An 18,248-nucleotide genomic window follows, 5' to 3' on the forward strand; every position below is an offset into this window, starting at 1 on the left:
CGCGCGCCCTTCTACATCGGCAACCACTTCGAGCAGTGGAACGGCGGCATCTACATGGACGCCGTCGAAGAGGCGCTCAAGGGCATGGCCGGGAAGAAGGACGTGCGACTGGTTTCCTTCAAACAGTTCACCGACTGGCTCGACGTGCAGGATCCGAAGATTCTCGACAGGCTCCGCACACTGGAGGTCGGCCAATCCCCGGCAGGCGGCTGGAACGCCTTCCTCAAGTCCGTCTGACATCGGTCTGCACGGGCAGCGAGGGGGGCGCGCAAGATCCCCGGAACGCACATGCGAAACTTTTCACATGAGCTTCAGCCGCGCCCCCCGAGGCCCCCTGCTCACCGCCGCCGCCCTCGCGGCCGCGCTCACGCTGACCGCGTGCAGCGGCGGCTCCAACGGCACCTCCGGCGGTGGCGGCAACACCAACTTCGTCACCAACACCGGCGGTGTCGACACGGTCGCCAAGGGCGAGCGCACGGCGCCGGGCAAGCTCGCGGGCGAGACCCTCGACGGCAAGCGGCTCGACGTCGCCGACCTCGAGGGCAAGGTCGTCGTGCTGAACGTCTGGGGCTCCTGGTGCGGGCCCTGCCGGGCCGAGGCCAAGCACTTCGCCAAGGTGGCGGGCGACCTCAAGGCCAAGGGCGTGGAGTTCGTCGGCATCAACACCCGCGACCCCAACAAGCAGCCCGCCCTCGCCTTCGAGAAGGACTACAAGGTCCCCTACCCGAGCCTGTACGACCCGGACGGCGAGCTCGTCCTCTACGGCTTCCCCAAGGGCACCCTCAACCCGCAGGGCATCCCCTCCACCGTCGTGCTCGACCGGGAAGGGAAGATCGCCGCGCGCTCGCTCACGGCGCTGGACGACACCCGGCTGCGCAAGATGATCGACCCGCTGCTGGCCGAGAAGTGACCGGGGCAGATCCTGTGATCCTCCTCGCCGCCGAGGCCCTGGGCCGCAACGAGACGGTCCTCAGCGGGGCCCTCCTGCTGGCCCTGCCCGTCGCCCTGCTCGGCGGGCTGGTCTCCTTCTTCTCACCCTGCGTCCTGCCGCTCGTCCCCGGCTACCTCTCGTACGTGACCGGCGTCGCCGGCACCGACCTGGCCGAGGCCCGGCGGGGCCGGATGGCCGCCGGGGCCGCCCTCTTCGTGCTCGGCTTCTCCGCCGTCTTCGTCTCCGGCGGCGCCCTCTTCGGCTACTTCGGCTGGACCCTCCAGGCCCACCGCGAGACACTCACCACCGTCCTCGGCGTCCTGATGGTCCTGATGGGGATCTTCTTCCTGGGGCTCATGCCCTGGTTCACCCAGCGCGAGTTCCGCCTCCACAAGCGGCCGGCGTCCGGGCTGGCCGGAGCGCCGCTGCTGGGGGCGCTCTTCGGCATCGGCTGGACGCCGTGCATCGGACCGACGCTCGCCTCCGTCCAGGCCCTCGCCGCGAGTGAGGCCAGCGCGGGGCGCGGGGCGCTGCTGACCCTCGCGTACTGCCTCGGTCTCGGGGTGCCGTTCGTGCTCGCCGCCGTCGCGTTCCGCAAGGCGCTCGGCGCCTTCTCGTGGGTGAAGCGGCACTACGCGTGGGTGATGAGGATCGGCGGCGGCATGATGATCCTCACCGGCCTGCTGCTGCTCACAGGTGCGTGGGACAGCCTGGTGCAGGAGATGCAAGGGTGGTCCGCAGGCTTCCAGGTGGGGATCTAGATCCATGAGCGAAACAGACACGACCGAGCGGGACATGGCGGAGGCCGGCGAGCAGCTGTCCACCGCCCCCAGGGAAGACCTCACCGGGGGCGGCGGGCCGGCGCTCGGCGTCATCGGCTGGATCCGCTGGTTCTGGCGCCAGCTGACCTCCATGCGGGTCGCGCTGATCCTGCTCTTCCTGCTCTCCCTCGGCGCCATCCCCGGCTCGCTGATCCCGCAGAACAGCGTGGACGACCTGAAGGTCCGCTCCTTCAAGGAGCAGCACGACGTCCTGGCGCCGATCTACGACCGGCTCCAGCTCTTCGACGTCTACAGCTCGGTGTGGTTCTCCGCGATCTACATCCTGCTGTTCGTCTCGCTGATCGGCTGCATCGTCCCGCGCACCTGGCAGTTCACCGGCCAGCTGCGCGGCCGGCCGCCGGCCGCGCCGAAGCGGCTCACCCGGCTGCCCGCGTACACCACCTGGCGCACCGAGGCCACGCCCGAGGCGGTGCGCGAGGCGGCGCTGGCGATGCTGCGTAAGCGGCGCTTCCGGGTCCATGGGGCGGGGGACGCCGTCGCCGCCGAGAAGGGGTACCTGCGCGAGGTCGGCAACCTGCTCTTCCACATCGCGCTGATCGTGATGCTGGTGGCGTTCGCCACGGGACAGCTGTTCAAGTCCGAGGGCGGCAAGCTGATCATCGAGGGCGGCGGCTTCGCCAACACCCTCACCCAGTACGACGACTTCAGCTCCGGCTCGCTGTTCTCCACCGACGAGCTGGCGCCGTTCAGTTTCAAGCTGAACCAGTTCACCGGTACGTACGAGACCGGCGGCCCGCAGCGCGGCACCCCGCGCACCTTCGAGGCGGACGTCACGTACTCCGAGAACGGCGGCGACCGGAAGCGGAGCGTCATGCGGGTCAACGAGCCGCTGGAGGTCGGCGGCTCCAAGGTGTACCTGATCTCCCACGGGTACGCCCCGGTCGTCACCGTCAAGGACGGCAAGGGCGACACCGTCTTCCGCGGCGCCGTCCCGCTGCTGCCGATCGACAACAACGTCACCTCCACCGGCGTGATCAAGGTGATGGACGGCTACCGCGACAAGAACGGCAAGAAGGTCCAGCTGGGCTTCCCGGCCTTCTTCGTGCCGACGTACGCGGGCAAGGGCAAGGGCCAGATGTTCAGCCAGTTCCCCGGCCTCGTGTTCCCCGCCCTCAACCTCAGCGCCTACCGGGGCGACCTGCGCGTCGACGGCGGCCTGCCGCAGAACGTGTACCAGCTCGACACCAGCAAGATGAAGCCGTTCACCGACGCGAGCGGCCAGATCTTCAAGAAGACGCTGATCCCGGGCGAGACCATGACGCTGCCGGACGGAGCGGGCTCGATCACCTTCGAGAAGGAGATCAAGGAGTGGGCCAGCTTCAAGATCGCACAGCAGCCCGGCAACGGTCTCGCCCTCGCCGGAGCGATCGCCGCGATCGCCGGTCTGGCCGGCTCGCTGTTCATCCAGCGCCGCCGGGTCTGGGTGCGAGCCGTACGAGGGGACGCCTCCACCGGGGGGCTGACCGTCGTCGAGATGGCGGGGCTGGGGCGGAGCGAGTCCGCGAAGCTCCCCGAGGAACTGGCCGACCTGGCGGCCGCGCTCCATTCCGTGGCGCCGACCGCGCCCGAGGCCGACGAAGCCGATGAAAGGGCTGAGAAGTGAATCTCGCCGCCGCGACCAACGAGAGCCTGGCGGAGATGAGCAACGTGCTCGTCTACTCCTCCATGGCCGTCTACACCCTGGCCTTCCTCGCGCACATCGCGGAGTGGGTCCTCGGCAGCCGCAGCAAGGTCGGCCGCACGGCGGCGGCCCTGACCACCCCGGCGACGCCGAAGGTCCAGGTGCGCACCGCCGGGCAGGGCGGAGGCACCACCGTCCTCGACAAGCCGAAGGTCGTCACCCGCTCGGCGGCCGGCGCCCGCGACGTGCCGGACGGGCCGGGCGCGGCCGGCGGGGACGAGAAGGGCGACCTGTACGGGCGCATCGCCGTCTCGCTGACCACCCTGGCGTTCCTCGTCGAGGCCTCCGCCGTGGTCGCCCGCGCGCTGTCCGTGCAGCGGGCCCCCTGGGGCAACATGTACGAGTTCTCCCTCACCTTCTCCACGGTGGCGGTCGGCGCGTACCTCGCCTTCCTGGTCGCGGGCAGGAACGTCCGGTGGATGGGCCTGCTCCTGGTCACCACCGTGCTGCTCGACCTCGGCGTCGCCACGACCTGGCTCTACACCGACAGCGACCAGCTCGTCCCGGCCCTGCACTCGTACTGGCTGTGGATCCACGTCTCCACCGCGATCTTCTGCGGCGCGGTCTTCTACCTGGGCGCGGTCGCCACGCTGCTGTACCTCTTCCGGGACGGGTACGAGAACAAGCTGGCGTCCGGAGGCACGCCGAGCGGTTTCGCCCGCTCGGTGCTTGAGCGGCTGCCGGCGGCGGCGACGCTGGACAAGTTCGCCTACCGCGTCAACGCGGCGGTCTTCCCGCTGTGGACCTTCACGATCATCGCGGGCGCCATCTGGGCCGGTGACGCGTGGGGCCGCTACTGGGGCTGGGACGCCAAGGAGGTCTGGTCGTTCATCACGTGGGTCGCCTACGCCGCGTACCTGCACGCGCGTGCGACCGCCGGGTGGAAGGGCCGCAGGGCGGCGTACGTGGCACTGATCGCCTTCGCCTGCTGGCTCTTCAACTACTACGGGGTCAACATCTTCGTGAACAGCCTCCACTCGTACGCGGGCGTGTGAGGCCCACGGCCCCGAGGTAGCGGCGGGCGGGCGACCGCGCGACGCTGGACGCATGGCCGAACAGATCCCTCCCGGCACCAGCGAGAGCCACGGCGACACCCACACCGTGCGGTTCGTCGTCCCCCTGCCCCACCCCGAGGAGCGCGTCTGGCTCGCCCTGACCACCCCCGGCGGGCTGCGGGGGTGGCTCGCCGAGCCCGAGGTGCTGCAGAGCCGGCTCGGCGGCGAGGTCGTCCTGCGCCTGCCGACCACGCGGCCCCCGGCCGTGGTGTCCGGGACGGTCACCGCGTGGGACGTGGAACGGGTCGTGGAGTACACGGTCGAGGAGTACGGCCGGATGCGGTTCCACCTGGAGCCCGGCGGGCCGGAGGCGGCCGTGCTGCGGTTCGGCCATGAGTTCCCCGGCACGGAGGACCTGCGGCTGGACCGCCTGGCCGGCTGGCACGACCACTTCCTGTACCTCGCCGACTCCCTCGACGGCCGGCCCGCCGACTGGGCGTCCTGGTCGGCGGTCCGCCGGCAGGACCTCCGCGACCGGTACGAGGCCCGGGACTTCGACGCGACGTGAGCCCGCGCCCGGGGGCGTGTCCGCGAAGCCGCTGCCTTCCGCCTGCCCGCTACCGCCTGCGCGGCGGCATGCACTCGGCGGTCGGGGGCTTGCCGTCGGGCCAGGCGATCTGCACGAAGCGGGGCTTGTCCCGGGTGAGCTCCACCACCGGCACCGCCTTGTCGTACGGGTTGCCGTGGTTGTCCAGGCAGATCCAGCCGCTCGCGCCCTCCATCCGCAGGTCGCCGGTGACCTGCGGCCACTGGAGCCCCACGTCCTCCGGCGCGGGGCGCCGGCCGTCGACCGTCGCCTGCCGGATCGCGTGCACGGCGGTGGCCATCGCGTCGTACGCGATGATCGACTGCCCGTCGGAGAGCTCGACCGGCCCGACCGGTCCCACCTCCGCCGTACTCACCGCGTCCATCATCGAGCGGAACCGCTCGTACGCCGCCGGCGACCCGCCCGCCTTCGGGAGCGTCCTGCCGGTGCCCGCCCGCCAGGCGTCGGGGTGGGCCAGCGCGGCGTAGCGGACGGTCAGCCCCTTGCCGAGCGCGCTCCGGTCGAGCTGGGGGTCCGCCCCCAGGTAGGAGCCCTCGTCACCGGTCAGGACGGTGAACGGCCGGTGGGTGCAGCCGCGCGCGCCCAGGGCGTTGATGAACTGCCGCAGCTGGGTGTGGCGCCCGGCGAAGAAGACGGTGTTCGCTCGGGTGGTGCACAGCAGGTGGGCGATCTGCCGGAAGGTGTTGGCGGTGGTGCCCTCGTCGTTGGGGTCCTCGGGCGAGGTGAACAGCTGCGGCTGGTACGGGGACCTGGCCAGCGATGCCGAGAAGGCGCTCTCCAGGGTGTCCGTGTAGTGGTCGCCCTCCCGGGCGTCGTGCACCAGGATGGCCTTCGCCGCGTCGACCCGCCCGAAGTGGGCGAGCGCCCTCGCCTCGTCGCTGTTGGTGGGGGAGACCCGCGCGAGGCCGGGGAACGGTTTCCGGCCCGGGCCGTTGGTGAGGTCGTCGGCGGTGATGGTGGTGCCGACGACCGCGATGTCCGCGCCGGTCAGCTCGGTCACCGCCTGCCGGACGGGCGCGCTGCTGGTCGCTATGCCGGAGACCGCCCGCAGGTGGTGGGGCGCGCCGGTCATCGTCTTCAGGGCGGCCACCGACGTCCGCCAGTGGACGTTGCCGTTGCCGGTGTTGGCGAGGACCAGCCGGATCTTGGGGACCTGGTTGTTGGAGCGGTTGTTCGCCGCGTACTGCTGGGCGAACGCGCCCTGCACCTCGTGCAGGATCTTGGTCCGCATCGACGGGCTGGTGGAGGTCAGCGGCAGCAGCAGCGCCACCGTCGCGTACCGCCCGGGTTCGAGCCGGTCGTTCTCCCGGTCGATCGCCCGCGCGACCGGGCTCAGCGCCGGGACCCGGAAGTCGAAGCCGTCGCCGGACACCCCGACGCACTCGTCGCTGCCCGCGGGCCGTGCGACGCCCGGGGCGCACGAGCGGTCCTCGGGCGTGGTCAGCCGGCCGACGGCGTACACCGTCCCCCAGGCGAGCAGCGCCAGCACCAGCACGCTGGTGACGATCTTCTGCCGGGTGGTGTAGAAGACCCGGTAGCGGAGGGGATGGGGCACTTCAGACTCCGTCCTCCCGCCCCGGCGGGACGCTGAGCCCCCGCCAGGCGCGGATGTCCCTCGGCCAGTGGGTGGCCGCGTCCCACAGCGGGCTGGTGCCGGTCAGGTGCCGGCCGGACAGCTGCCTCAGCTCGTGCGCCAGCTTCTCCACCACGTCGTCGTCCGGCAGGGCCAGCGGGTCGGTCAGCAGCCACACCGCGTGCAGCAGCCGCCGCAGGCACAGGTGCAGTGCCGTCGCGTCCGGGTCCAGCCCGTCCGGCAGCGGGCCGCCCGGATCCCCGCCCAGCGCCACCGCGCGGCGCGGATCGGGGCCGGAGCGCCGGTGTTCGCGGGGGTACGGGGCGGAGGCGACGAACCGCAGGCGCTCCAGCCAGCCCAGGACGTCCGGCTCCGGGAACGCCAGCCGCAGCTCGGTCACCGTCTCCTCGGTGCGGCCGAGCGCCAGCTCCTGCCGGAGCCGGTACGGAGTCGGCTCCGGCCCGTAGTGGCGGTGCAGCGTCTCGTGGACGGCGCGCCACGCGGCGTACTCGGGGGCGCCGGCGTCGTGGAACCGCAGCCGGTGCAGCAGCAGGGCCCGCAGCAGCGGGTCGGCCACGAAGTGCCCGCCGCCGCCGGGCCAGCCGTCCTCCCGCAGCGCGTCCCGCACCAGCAGCGCCATGTCGCCGTCCACCGACGCGCCGCGCAGCCGCGTGCGGGCCAGCACGCGGGCCGACTCCTCGTCGTGGGCGGCGGCCAGCACGGCGGCCACGTCCGGGCGCAGCCCGCGCGGCAGCAGCTCGTCCAGCAGGGTGCCGGCCACCGGCACGGGGGCGGTGTCCTCGCGCAGCTCCACCGTCAGGTCCAGCAGCGCGCCCGGCGTGAGCGCCCCGCGGTCCGCCGCCGGCGCCCCGCCGGCCGCCCGCCCGAGCAGCGCCACCGCCAGCGGCCGGCCGCCCGTCAGCCGGTGGACCGCCCGCGGCAGGCCGGCCGGGGTGCGCCCGGCCGCGTCGTACCGGTCGAACAGGGCCTGCGCGTGTGCGGCGCTCAGCGGGGTCAGCTCCACGGCGAGGATGCCCGACGTGATGTCCGCGCCCCGCGGGCACGGCGCCCGGTGCGCGACCTCCGGCAGCCGTGCCCGGGTCGCCCGGCGCAACCCCTCGTGGTCGCGGTCCCGGGACGAGGCGACGATCACCAACTGGTCGCGGCGCCCGGCGCTGCGGTCCCGCAGGATCGGCTCGACCAGGCGCCGGCCGAGCGGCAGGTGGGCGTTGTCGAGCAGGACGACCGGGCGGCCGCGGCGGGTGCCGCGCCGGGTGAGGCCGACGTAGGCCCGGCGCACGTCCTCCACCAGCGCGCCGACCAGGAAGCCCTCGGCCTCCTCGCGGCGGCGCCCGCCCCGCTCGAAGTCGACGGCGAGCTGGTGCAGCCCCAGCTCGCCCCGGCCGCCCGCGTTGCGGTAGGCGCCGTACCAGCCCTTGGACTTGCGCTGGTAGCGGCCGAACACCTCCTCCAGGAGGGTCTCCACGGTCGCCTCGGCCAGCACCCCGGCGAGCGGCGCCGTCGCCTCGGCGGCCGTCGCGGCCAGTTTGGCGAGCACCTTGGAGACCCACGTACCGGCCGCGCCCTTGGCCTCGTCGACGGTCGCGAGGACCGGGCCGAGGCGCTGGAGGTCGCGGCGCGCCCGGTCGTCGTCCTCCTGCGACCAGCCGGTGACCGCGATGGCCGCCAGGCCCAGGGACAGGCGCGGGAACTCCACCGGCCTCGCCGACAGCACCCTGGGCGACAGCTGCACGGCGAGCTCCGCGAGCGCCCCGGTGAGCGGGTTCCAGCCGGGCCCGTGGTCGAGGGGCGGCTCGACGCGCGCGCAGTCCAGCAGTGCGAGCGGGGTGCCGCCCCGGTAGGCGTTGCGCACCTGCTTGAGCAGCGCGGTCTTGCCCATGCCCCGGCCGCCGGTGAAGACGGTGACGGGTGGGTCGTCACCGTGCTCGTACCCCGCGGCGGCGAAGCCGTACGGTGTGAGTCCGGTCAGCCGCGCGGCCAGACCCGACTCGTCCAGCACCGCGTCGCGGCCGTACAGCTCTCTGTCCACCGCCACCCCCCGTGACTCAGCGTCAAGACAAGGTTACTTTCGTTCCGCCGGCCGCGCGGGGGGTCGGGCCAACCGTCATTCAGTCGTGATCGCGTCCAGTTGTGCGCGCAGGTACGCGTGCGAGTCGACGCCCCGGACGTCGGTGCCGGGATCGCACTCGTGGAAGTACACCAGCGACATCAGCTCCTCGGACGGGGCGTCGGCGGGCGGCGGCAGCACCCGGTGCCGGCCCGGGCGCCACCGCCCGTCCGTCCAGCGGGCCATCAGGTCGCCGATGTTCACGGTGAGGGCGTCCGGGTCGTACGGGGCGTCCTGCCAGCCGCCCCCGTCGGTGAACACCTGGAGCCCGCCCCTGCCCGCCTGCCGGTCCAGCACGGTCACCGTGCCGAAGTCGGTGTGCGCCCCGATCCGGAACTGGCCGGGCTCCGGCTCGCCGAGCACGTCCCGGCCCGGATACCAGTTGATGTTGAAGCCCCAGGTGGGGTGGGTGCTGTGCCGGGTGAAGAAGTCCTCGCCCTCGCCGAGCGCCACGCCCAGCAGCTCCAGCAGCCGGCCGGTCAGCTCCCGCGTCCGCGCCAGGTACTCCGCCACCAGGGGCCGCAGCCCCGGCACCTCGTCCGGCCAGGTGTTGGGCAGGAACCACTCCGCGTCCACCGCCGGGTCGCCGGTCGGCTCGTCGGCGGCGAACGACAGCGACTCCTTCAGGTCCGGCGGGCTCTGGCGGCCCTCCGCGTACGCGTTGGCCTCCGCGCCCGGCCCGAGCCAGCCGCGCCCGCCGACCCGCACGGCGTACGGCCGCTTCACCCGGGGGTCCAGGTGGAAGAACCTCCGCGCCTCCCGCCGGATCGCCGCCCGGAGCTCCGGCTCCACGCCGTGCCCGGTGACCAGCAGGAACCCGGCGGTGCGCAGCGCCCGGTCGACACGGCGGGCGGTCGCGGCGCGGGCGTCGGGGTCCCCGGACCGCCAGGGGGCCAGGTCGATCACCGGGATCAGGGGCTCACTCATCGCCGATGTCCTCGTTCCACAGCGCCGGGTTCCCGGCGATGAAGCCGCGCATCATCGCGACGCACGCCGGGTCGTCGAGCAGGACGACCTCCACGCCGTGCTCCGCGAGCCAGTCGTGGCCGCCCCGGAACGTCTCCGCCTCGCCGACCACGACCCGGGAGATCCCGAACTGGCGCACGAGCCCGGAGCAGTACCAGCAGGGCGACAGCGTGGTGACCATGGTCGTGCCCCGGTACGACCGCTGCCGCCCGGCAGCCCGGAACGCGGCCGTCTCCGCGTGCGTGGAGGGGTCGCCGTCCTGGACGCGGCGGTTGCGCCCCTTGCCCAGGAGGGTGCCGTCGGCCCCGTACAGGGCGGCGCCGACGGGGATGCCGCCCTCGGCGAGGCCGGCCCGTGCCTCGGCGGCGGCCGTCTCCAGCCACCGCCGTACCTGTTGATGGTCCATGGCGGGTACCTTCCCCGCCGGGCGGCCGTTCTCCCGCGCGGTGGGTCAGGGCTTGTCGGGGCCGCCCTCGCCGCCGTCCTGCCGCTCGTCCCCGTCCTTCTTCTTCAGCTCCTCCTCGCGGCGGCGCAGGTCTTCCTCCCCGTCGTCGTGGAGCGGCTCGTCCTTCTGGTTCTCGTCGCGGAGCGACTTCAGGAACTCGGGGTTGTCGTCCGGGGCGATCCACTGGGTGCGGGGGGCGCGGTAGCCCTTCGAGAAGGGGGAGGGGGCGCGGCCGCCCGCCGGGGCGTGGCGCAGCTTCCCGGCGGCGAGCCAGACGATCGGGCCGACGACCCAGAAGAGCAGGATGATGAAGATCCAGGCGATCTTCGGCAGGTGCCTGGTCTCGTCCTCCGGGGTGTTCAGGCAGTCGATGAACGCGTAGATCGTCAGCGCCAGCGGCAGGATGTACAGCAGTGCCCTGAGCATGTGGGACAGCCCCCTGAAGCATTGGCGGGGGGCGTTGCGCCGGCCCCGGTGACAAGCCCAGCGTAGCCGGTGGCGGCCGTGTCATCCCGGGGGACGCCGTGCCTCACGGCGGCCGCGCCGGGGCCCGGCCGCCCGCCCCGGGGCGGGCCGGCCGGTGCGGTTCGGACATACTTGACCGCATGGCTTACGACGATCTTCGCTCGCTGCTCAGGGCGCTGGAGCGCGAGGGCGACCTCAAGCGCATCAAGCCCGAAGTCGACCCGTACCTGGAGGTCGGGGAGATCGTCGACCGGGTCCAGAAGGCCGGTGGCCCGGCGCTCCTCTTCGAGAACGTACGCGGCTCGTCGATGCCGCTCGCGATGAACGTCTTCGGCACCGACCGGCGGCTGCTGAAGGCGCTGGGCCTGAAGTCGTACGACGAGATCAGCGCCAAGATCGGCGGGCTGCTGAAGCCGGAGCTGCCGCACGGCTTCGTGGGCGTGCGGGAGGCTTTCGGCAAGTTGGGCGCGATGACCCACGTACCGCCGAAGAAGGTCAAGGATGCGCCGGTCCAGGAGGTCGTCCTCACCGGCGACGACGTCGACCTGGAGAAGCTCCCCGCGCTCTTCACCTGGCCGAAGGACGGCGGGACCTTCTTCAACCTGGGCCTCACGCACACCAGGCACCCCGAGAACGGCATCCGCAACCTCGGGCTGTACCGGCTCCAGCGCCACGACAAGCGCACCATCGGCATGCACTGGCAGATCCACAAGGACAGCCGCAACCACTACCAGGTCGCCGCCCGGCGCGGGGAGCGGCTGCCGGTCGCCATCGCGTTCGGGGCGCCGCCGGCCGTGACGTACGCCTCGACGGCCCCGCTGCCGGAGGACATCGACGAGTACATGTTCGCGGGCTTCCTCCAGGGCAAGCGGATCGAGATGGTGGACTGCAAGACCGTGCCGCTCCAGGTCCCGGCGCAGGCCGAGGTCGTGCTGGAGGGCTGGCTGGAGCCGGGCGAGATGCTGCCCGAGGGGCCGTTCGGCGACCACACGGGCTTCTACACCCCGCAGGAGCCGTTCCCGGCGCTGACGATCGACTGCGTGACCATGCGCAGGCGGCCACTGCTCCAGTCGATCGTGGTGGGCCGCCCGCCCACGGAGGACGGTCCGCTCGGGCGTGCGACGGAACGCTTCTTCCTGCCGCTGCTCAAGATCATCGTGCCGGACATCGTGGACTACCACCTGCCGGAGTCGGGCGGCTTCCACAACTGCGCGATCGTCTCGATCGAGAAGAAGTACCCCAAGCACGCGCAGAAGGTCATGCACGCGATCTGGGGCGCGCACATGATGTCGCTGACCAAGCTGATCGTGATCGTCGACGCCGACTGCGACGTCCGCAACCTGCACGAGGTGTCCTGGCGGGCGCTGGGCAACACCGACTACGCCCGCGACCTCACGGTCGTCGAGGGCCCGGTCGACCACCTGGACCACGCCTCCTACCAGCAGTTCTGGGGCGGCAAGGCGGGCATCGACGCCACCAGGAAGTGGCCCGAGGAGGGCTACACCCGCGACGGCGGCTGGCCGGACATGGTGGAGTCAGACCCCGCGACGGCGGCACTGGTCGACCGCCGCTGGAAGGAGTACGGCCTGTGAGCCCCGACGCCGAGGGCGGCCCGGCCCTCTTCATCGGCACCGGCACCCGCTACGTGGCCCTGGTGCGCCCCGCGCTCGACCCGTCCGACGACGGTGTGCGCCGCGCCGCCGCCGAGGCGGGCGTCTCCGCCGAGGAGTTCGCCGGCCCCGGGGACCTGTGGGCGGTGCTGGTCGAGAGCGACGGCGAGGGCGACGGCTTCGAACTGCCGGGCGTGCGGGACAGCGAGCCGGCCGGCTTCGCCGAGCGGCTGCGCGCCGAGCTCGCGGCGGCGTCCGGACCGTTCACCGTCGACGGCGGCGCCGTGCTGCGGCTGGACGCCCGCCCGGCCGGGGAGGCCGCGTACGCCTTCACGGCGCACGTCACCCCGCCCGACGACCCGGAGGCCGCGCGGATCGTGGAGACGGGCCCCGTGCCCGTCGCGGAGCTGCTGGCGGACCTCGACGCGTTCCTCGGGAGCCTCGCGTGATGACCACCGCCGACGAGGTCGCGGGCGCCGCCCCGGCGCCGAGGCCGGCCGGGAGGGTGAAGGCCTTCCTGCGCCTGGTGCTCATCGAGCACTCCGTGTTCGCGCTGCCCTTCGCGTACATCGCCTCGCTCACCGCGATGTACCGGGACGACCGTTCCGTCCACTGGGTGGAGCTGCTCCTGGTGACCGTCGCGATGGTGGGCCTGCGCACCTTCGCGATGGCCTGCAACCGGATCATCGACCGCGAGATCGACGCGCGGAACCCGCGCACCGCCGGCCGCGAACTGGTCACCGGCGCGGTGTCGGTCCGCACCGCCTGGACCGGGGCGCTGGTGGCGCTGGTCGCGTTCCTCGGCGCCGCCGCCCTGCTGAACCCGCTGTGCCTGGCGCTCGCGCCGCTCGCCGTCGTACCGATGGTGGTCTATCCGTACGGCAAGCGGTTCACCAACTTCCCGCACGCCATCCTGGGGCTGGCGCAGGCGATGGGCCCGGTCGGCGCGTGGATCGCGGTGACCGGGGCGTGGTCGTGGGACGCGGTGGTCCTGGGACTCGCGGTGGGAATCTGGATCGGCGGCTTCGACCTGATCTTCGCCTGCCAGGACGTCCGGGCCGACCGCGCCCACGGCGTGAAGTCCGTGCCCGCCCGCTTCGGCATCCCGGCGGCGCTCCACGGCGCCCGCGCCTGCCACGCCGTCACCACGGCGCTGCTGGTCTGGTACGCCGTCCTCACCGGCGCGGGCGCGTTCTTCTGGGCGGGGCTGGCCGTCGTGGCCGTGGCCTTCGTCTACGAGCACACGATCGTGCGCCCGCACGACCTCTCGCGGCTGAACCGGGCGTTCTTCACCACGAACGGCTTCATCGGTGTCGCGCTCTTCGTGTGCGCGCTGACCGACCTGGTGGTGCGCGGCCTCACGCCGTGAGGGCGGCCGTCCCGCGCGGGCGTCGGCGGAAGACGAACGCCGCCGCCACGCCCGCGAGCAGGCCGAACAGGTGGCCCTGCCAGCTGACGCCCGCCTGGGCGGGCGATACGCCCAGGAGGATGGTGCCGCCCCAGACGGCGCCGATCAGCAGGCCCACCACGATGCCGGCCGGTCTGCGGTCGACGAAGCCGCGCACCAGCAGGTAGCCGAAGAGGCCGAAGACCAGACCCGAGGCGCCCGCCGTGACGCTGTGCGCGGGGGAAACCAGCCAGACGCCGAGGCCGTCGACGACCACGATCAGCGCGGCGACGGCCAGGAAGCGGCGGATGCCGCCGAGGGCGGCGAGGAAGCCGAACACCAGCAGCGGCACGGTGTTCGCCGCCACGTGACCGAACCCGAAGTGCAGGAACGCGGCGGGGACGAGGTCGCGCAGCTCGGCCGCCTCGCGCGGCGAGAGGCCGTGCGCGTCGAGGGCGTGCCCGCTGAGCAGGTCGACAGCCTCCAGCAGCCACAGCAGGGCCACCCACGCGCCCATCAGCGCGGCGGCGGCCCTCACCCGCCCGGCGCCGGTCCGGCCGGTGGTCCCGCTGCTCGTCGTACCCGCCATGGCGGCCCCCTGGGGTGTCGCGCCTCCGGTGTCGCGCGTCTCCCCCGGGAAACGCCCGGGGGCCCCGCTCGGTTCCGTACCGGCCGGTTCGGTACGGGTCCGGCCGGATAGGCTCAGCTGCGTGCAGCCGGGAGAAACGCAGCGTCGTCCGTGGGTCGTCGGGGTGTCGGGGGCGTCAGGGACCCCGTACGCCGCCGCCGTGCTGCGCGGGCTGCTCGCTGCCGGGGAGAGCGTCGATCTGGTGGTGTCGCGGGCGTCGCGGCTGACGCTGCTGGACGAGACCGGGATCGCGTTCCGGGACGCGCACTGGCGCGAGGACCTCGCCGAGTGGCTGGCGCGGGGCGCGGACGGCAAGCCCGGCGCGTACCGGGTGGACGTGTCGGACGTACGCCACTGGGCGGCCGGCGACCTCGCGGCCGGGCCGTCGTCGGGTTCGTACCCGGTCAAGGGGATGCTGATCGTGCCCGCGTCCACCGCGTGCGTGGCGGGGGTGGCGCTCGGGCTGTCGAAGGACCTGCTGCAGCGGGCGGCGAGCGTCACGCTGAAGGAACGGCGTCCGCTGGTGGTGGCCGTCCGCGAGACCCCGCTGAACGGCCAGACCCTCAGGCAGCTGGTGGCGCTGGACGAGGCGGGCGCGGTGGTGCTGCCCGCATCGCCGGCCTTCTACGCGGGCGCGACGCACATCCAGGACCTGGTGGACTTCGTCGCGGGGCGGGTGCTGGACGCGGCGGGGGTGCCGCACCGGCTGTACCGCCGCTGGAAGGGGGAGCTGGGTGGCTCCCGGGGCGACTAGCGCTTCTCGGCGTGGCGCCGGCGGGGTGCGGACACGCGGTCGACCCGGTACGCGGCGGCTGCCGGCTGGTGGGCACGCGAGCGGTTGCCCGGCTCCCGCAGAGCGCGCATGTGGGCGTGGGCCGTCTCGATCGTGTACACGATGAGTGTCGTCTCCTGACGGATCACCTTTGATCGTCTGAAAGTTTCACAGGGCACTGGCCCTGTGTGCCTTTGTTTTTACAATTAAACGTGCTGTGTTGCTGAACAATGGAAGGCTTCAGATAAATGGACGCCGTGGACAGGCAGCTCATCCAGGCCCTGCGGGAGAACGGCAGGGCGTCGTACGCCGAGCTCGGCCGGCTGGTCGGGCTCTCCGGGCCCTCCGTGACCGACCGGATCAACCGTCTGGAGGCGGCGGGCGTCATCACCGGCTACCGCGCCACCGTCGACTCCCCCTCCCTCGGCCTCGGCGTCACGGCGCTGATCGGCATCTCCCTCTCCGACGCCGCCGACCACGAGGACGTGGCGCGCCGGCTGCGGGACCTGGCCGAGATCGAGGACTGCTGGTTCATCGCGGGTGACGACTCGTTCATGCTCAAGGTGCGGGCGGGCGACGTGGACAGCCTGGAGAAGACCATCCGCCGGCTGTCCGGCACCAAGGGCGTCTCCCGTACGCGGACGACCATCGTGCTGTCCACGAAGTGGGAGAACCGGGTCGGCGACCTGCCGGAGGAGGCGTGACCCGGGCCGGCGACCCGCCGGACGAGGCGTGACGCCCGGCGCCGACGGGGGTCCCCCCGCCCGTGAAGTGCGGGGGAGTACCGTGGGGGAGCCCGATTGACACACGTATGGGAGGCGGCCACATGGACGCGGGGCTCAAGCGCGAGCTGGAGGAGAAGGTCCGGTCCGGGGAGCGGCTGACCCGCGAGGACGGCATCGCCCTCTACGCGTCGGACGACCTGGCATGGCTCGGCGGCCTCGCCCACGAGGTGCGGACGCGCAAGAACGGTGACGTCGTCCACTTCAACGTCAACCGGCACCTGAACATGACCAACGTGTGCACGGCGTCGTGCGCGTACTGCTCGTTCCAGCGCAAGCCGGGCGAGAAGGACGCGTACACCATGCGCATCGAGGAGGCCGTCCGCCTCGCCAAGGCGATGGAGAACGAGAACCTCACCGAGCTGCACATCGTCAACGGGCTCCACCCCAACCTGCCGTGGCGCTACTACCCGCGTTCGCTGAGCGAGCTGAAGAAGGCGCTGCCGAACGTCTCCCTCAAGGCCTTCACGGCCACCGAGATCCACCACTTCGAGACGATCTCCGGGATGTCCGCCTCCGAGATCCTCGACGAGCTGATCGAGGCCGGTCTGGAGTCGCTGACCGGCGGCGGCGCGGAGATCTTCGACTGGGAGGTCCGGCAGCACATCGTGGACCACCGGACCCACTGGGAGGACTGGTCCCGCATCCACCGCCTCGCGCACGAGAAGGGTCTGAAGACCCCCTGCACGATGCTGTACGGCCACATCGAGGAGCCGCGCCACCGCGTGGACCACGTGCTGCGGCTGCGGGAGCTCCAGGACGAGACCGGCGGCTTCCAGGTCTTCATCCCGCTGCGTTACCAGCACGACTTCGTGGACATGCAGGACGGCAAGATCCGCAACCGGCTCCAGGCGCGGACGACGATGGCGACGGGTGCCGAGGCGCTGAAGACCTTCGCGGTCTCGCGGCTGCTGTTCGACAACGTCCAGCACGTCAAGGTGTTCTGGGTCATGCACGGCGTGCAGACCGCCCAGCTGGCGCTCCAGCACGGCGCGGACGACATGGACGGCTCGGTCGTCGAGTACAAGATCACGCACGACGCGGACAACTACGGCACGCCCAACAAGCTGGGCCGCGAGGACCTGCTGGAGCTGATCCGGGACGCCGGCTTCCGCCCCGTGGAGCGCAACACCCGCTACGAGATCATCCGCGAGTACCCGGGCCCGGAGCAGGACCGCCGCGAGTCGCCCCAGCCGATGCGGGTCTGACCCGCCGGGGCCCCGGCCCCTTCGGCCGCGCCCCGGGCGGGTACCCGGGGCGCGTGACCGGCCGCGAGGGGGCCGCAGCCCCCGGACGCGTACACCGCCGAGCCCTTGGTGCCCCGGCGCGGTGGCGTCGAGGCGGCGAGTGCCTGTTCGCCGCCGTCCACCCCCGGCGGTGCTGCGCGCCGAGGACCGCGAGGCGGCCTACGCGGGCCCGGTGTCCGACCTGCGGATGGTGGCGCGGGCCCTGCGCGGAGCCGTTTATCGTCGAACGCATGCCGTTGAATTTCGAACTGGATCCGTGGATCGACTCCGCCCTCCGCGACGGCGTCCTCGCCCTGTGGACGGACGTCTCCAACGCGGGCGGCTCCGTCGGCTTCGTCCCGCCCGTGACCCCCGAGGACATCCGCCCGGAGTGGGTCAGGCACCTCACCGCCCTGGCCGAGGGCCGCACCCGCCTCCTCGTCGGCCGCGACCAGGACGGGGCCGTCGCGGCCACGGCCTTCATCGCGTACAACTCCCACCGCCTCATGAAGCACTGGGTGTGGCTCTACACCGTGATGGTGCACCCCCGCCACCAGGGCAAGGGGTACGGGCGCGACCTCATGGCCGCGACGGAGGCGGCGGTACGCGGCATCGAGGGCATCGACGCGATCCGGCTCACCTGCCGCGGCGGCACCGGCGTCGACCGGTTCTACGCCTCGTGCGGCTACAAGGAGGTCGGGCGGGTCCCGGAAGCGATCCGCGTAGCCGACGGCGACGACCGCGACGACATCATCATGTATCTGCCGCTCACCCCCTGAATCGATCGAATCGTCACGTGCTTCACTAGACGGGCAGGAACGTCGTACGAAGGAAAACGAAGGAAGAAGGCCCCGCCGTGTCCGCTGCTGCCAGCACGAGCGCCACGATCCGGTACACCCTCATGCGTCTCGGCGTCTTCGCCGGCTGCTTCCTCGTCCTGTGGGGGCTCGTGTACGTCGGCGCGCTGCCGCGTGGCCTCGGGGACTCCAACCTCCTGTGGGTACTGCTCCTGTCCATCGTGATCTCGGCGCCCCTCAGCTTCGTCCTGCTGCGCAAGCAGCGCGACGCGATGTCCGCGCAGATCGTCGAGAAGGTCGACACCGCGAAGGCCCGCCTGGAGGCCAACCGCACCCGCGAGGACAGCGCCGCCCAGTGAGGTAGCTCACCCGCGGCCCACCCGTCGTCCGCACCCCCGTGCCGAAGCGTCGCT

General features: G+C 72.5%; 20 protein-coding genes and 1 pseudogene. 14 read left to right on the forward strand and 7 right to left on the reverse strand.

Annotation, left to right across the window (positions count from 1 at the left end; all coding sequences use genetic code 11):
- The 6 genes and pseudogenes from AC07DW_RS00005 to AC07DW_RS00030 all read left to right on the forward strand — a co-directional run.
- Positions 1 to 237, forward strand: a pseudogene (locus AC07DW_RS00005) (hypothetical protein); the annotation flags it as partial.
- A 67-nt stretch (positions 238 to 304) separates the two neighbouring features.
- Positions 305 to 910: a TlpA family protein disulfide reductase gene (locus tag AC07DW_RS00010; protein WP_478855337.1), complete on the forward strand. Its 606-nt coding sequence runs from the start codon at positions 305 to 307 to the stop codon at positions 908 to 910.
- A 14-nt stretch (positions 911 to 924) separates the two neighbouring features.
- Positions 925 to 1,692, forward strand: coding sequence for a cytochrome c biogenesis CcdA family protein (locus tag AC07DW_RS00015; RefSeq protein WP_478855338.1), 768 nt, complete (start codon positions 925 to 927; stop codon positions 1,690 to 1,692).
- Positions 1,693 to 1,696: 4 nt separating this feature from the next.
- Positions 1,697 to 3,376 (forward strand): cytochrome c biogenesis protein ResB, encoded by a 1,680-nt coding sequence (resB, locus tag AC07DW_RS00020; protein WP_478855339.1) that lies wholly within the window; start codon positions 1,697 to 1,699, stop codon positions 3,374 to 3,376.
- The gene (gene ccsB / locus AC07DW_RS00025) at positions 3,373 to 4,449 is read left to right on the forward strand and encodes a c-type cytochrome biogenesis protein CcsB (protein ID WP_478855340.1); all 1,077 of its coding nucleotides are present in this window, start codon (positions 3,373 to 3,375) and stop codon (positions 4,447 to 4,449) included. Before resB ends, ccsB begins: the two co-directional genes overlap by 4 nt.
- A gap of 52 nt (positions 4,450 to 4,501) precedes the next feature.
- Positions 4,502 to 5,017, forward strand: coding sequence for an SRPBCC domain-containing protein (locus AC07DW_RS00030; protein WP_478855341.1), 516 nt, complete (start codon positions 4,502 to 4,504; stop codon positions 5,015 to 5,017).
- A 49-nt stretch (positions 5,018 to 5,066) separates the two neighbouring features.
- Here the strand turns inward: AC07DW_RS00030 and AC07DW_RS00035 are convergent, their stop codons facing one another.
- The 5 genes from AC07DW_RS00035 to AC07DW_RS00055 all read right to left on the reverse strand — a co-directional run bounded on the left by AC07DW_RS00035 (position 5,067) and on the right by AC07DW_RS00055 (position 10,594).
- Positions 5,067 to 6,611, reverse strand: a complete 1,545-nt coding sequence (locus AC07DW_RS00035; RefSeq protein WP_478855342.1) for a hypothetical protein — start codon at positions 6,609 to 6,611, stop codon at positions 5,067 to 5,069.
- Position 6,612: 1 nt separating this feature from the next.
- Entirely contained in the window at positions 6,613 to 8,679 is a 2,067-nt protein-coding gene (locus tag AC07DW_RS00040) for a hypothetical protein (RefSeq protein WP_478855343.1), read from the reverse strand.
- Positions 8,680 to 8,754: 75 nt separating this feature from the next.
- Entirely contained in the window at positions 8,755 to 9,684 is a 930-nt protein-coding gene (locus AC07DW_RS00045) for an isopenicillin N synthase family dioxygenase (protein WP_478855344.1), read from the reverse strand.
- Positions 9,677 to 10,129, reverse strand: a complete 453-nt coding sequence (locus tag AC07DW_RS00050; RefSeq protein WP_478855345.1) for a nucleoside deaminase — start codon at positions 10,127 to 10,129, stop codon at positions 9,677 to 9,679. The genes AC07DW_RS00045 and AC07DW_RS00050 overlap by 8 nt, the downstream gene beginning before the upstream one ends.
- A 45-nt stretch (positions 10,130 to 10,174) precedes the next feature.
- Complete coding sequence (locus tag AC07DW_RS00055; protein ID WP_478855346.1) at positions 10,175 to 10,594, reverse strand: PLD nuclease N-terminal domain-containing protein; 420 nt, start codon at positions 10,592 to 10,594, stop codon at positions 10,175 to 10,177.
- A 179-nt stretch (positions 10,595 to 10,773) separates the two neighbouring features.
- Here AC07DW_RS00055 and AC07DW_RS00060 point away from each other — a divergent pair, with 179 nt between their 5' ends.
- From AC07DW_RS00060 to mqnP, 3 genes are read left to right on the forward strand one after another with little or no spacing between them, the layout of a single operon-like run.
- Positions 10,774 to 12,225, forward strand: a complete 1,452-nt coding sequence (locus tag AC07DW_RS00060; RefSeq protein ID WP_478855347.1) for a menaquinone biosynthesis decarboxylase — start codon at positions 10,774 to 10,776, stop codon at positions 12,223 to 12,225.
- Positions 12,222 to 12,692: a hypothetical protein gene (locus AC07DW_RS00065; RefSeq protein ID WP_478855348.1), complete on the forward strand. Its 471-nt coding sequence runs from the start codon at positions 12,222 to 12,224 to the stop codon at positions 12,690 to 12,692. Before AC07DW_RS00060 ends, AC07DW_RS00065 begins: the two co-directional genes overlap by 4 nt.
- Entirely contained in the window at positions 12,692 to 13,612 is a 921-nt protein-coding gene (gene mqnP / locus AC07DW_RS00070; protein ID WP_478855349.1) for a menaquinone biosynthesis prenyltransferase MqnP, read from the forward strand. Before AC07DW_RS00065 ends, mqnP begins: the two co-directional genes overlap by 1 nt.
- Here mqnP and AC07DW_RS00075 read toward each other — a convergent pair.
- Positions 13,602 to 14,219, reverse strand: a complete 618-nt coding sequence (locus AC07DW_RS00075; RefSeq protein WP_478855350.1) for a rhomboid family intramembrane serine protease — start codon at positions 14,217 to 14,219, stop codon at positions 13,602 to 13,604. The genes mqnP and AC07DW_RS00075 overlap by 11 nt on opposite strands.
- 121 nt (positions 14,220 to 14,340) lie before the next feature.
- On the opposite strand from AC07DW_RS00075, the gene AC07DW_RS00080 reads away from it, so the two are divergent.
- Entirely contained in the window at positions 14,341 to 15,012 is a 672-nt protein-coding gene (locus AC07DW_RS00080) for a UbiX family flavin prenyltransferase (protein WP_478855351.1), read from the forward strand.
- Here the strand turns inward: AC07DW_RS00080 and AC07DW_RS00085 are convergent.
- Positions 15,009 to 15,152 (reverse strand): hypothetical protein, encoded by a 144-nt coding sequence (locus AC07DW_RS00085; RefSeq protein WP_478855352.1) that lies wholly within the window; start codon positions 15,150 to 15,152, stop codon positions 15,009 to 15,011. The two genes, AC07DW_RS00080 and AC07DW_RS00085, sit on opposite strands and share 4 nt — an antisense overlap.
- A 126-nt stretch (positions 15,153 to 15,278) precedes the next feature.
- Here AC07DW_RS00085 and AC07DW_RS00090 point away from each other — a divergent pair, with 126 nt between their 5' ends.
- From AC07DW_RS00090 to AC07DW_RS00105, 4 genes are all read left to right on the forward strand, one after another.
- A complete protein-coding gene (locus tag AC07DW_RS00090; protein ID WP_478855353.1) occupies positions 15,279 to 15,734 on the forward strand; it encodes an Lrp/AsnC family transcriptional regulator in 456 nt (151 codons plus the stop codon).
- Between the two features lie 122 nt (positions 15,735 to 15,856).
- The gene (gene mqnE / locus AC07DW_RS00095) at positions 15,857 to 17,020 is read left to right on the forward strand and encodes an aminofutalosine synthase MqnE (RefSeq protein WP_478855354.1); all 1,164 of its coding nucleotides are present in this window, start codon (positions 15,857 to 15,859) and stop codon (positions 17,018 to 17,020) included.
- A gap of 269 nt (positions 17,021 to 17,289) precedes the next feature.
- Complete coding sequence (locus AC07DW_RS00100) at positions 17,290 to 17,817, forward strand: N-acetyltransferase family protein (RefSeq protein WP_478855355.1); 528 nt, start codon at positions 17,290 to 17,292, stop codon at positions 17,815 to 17,817.
- Positions 17,818 to 17,939: 122 nt separating this feature from the next.
- Entirely contained in the window at positions 17,940 to 18,194 is a 255-nt protein-coding gene (locus AC07DW_RS00105) for a DUF4229 domain-containing protein (RefSeq protein WP_478855697.1), read from the forward strand.
- The last annotated feature ends 54 nt before the right edge of the window (positions 18,195 to 18,248 follow it).

Source organism: Streptomyces sp. NPDC045701 (genome assembly GCF_056432045.1).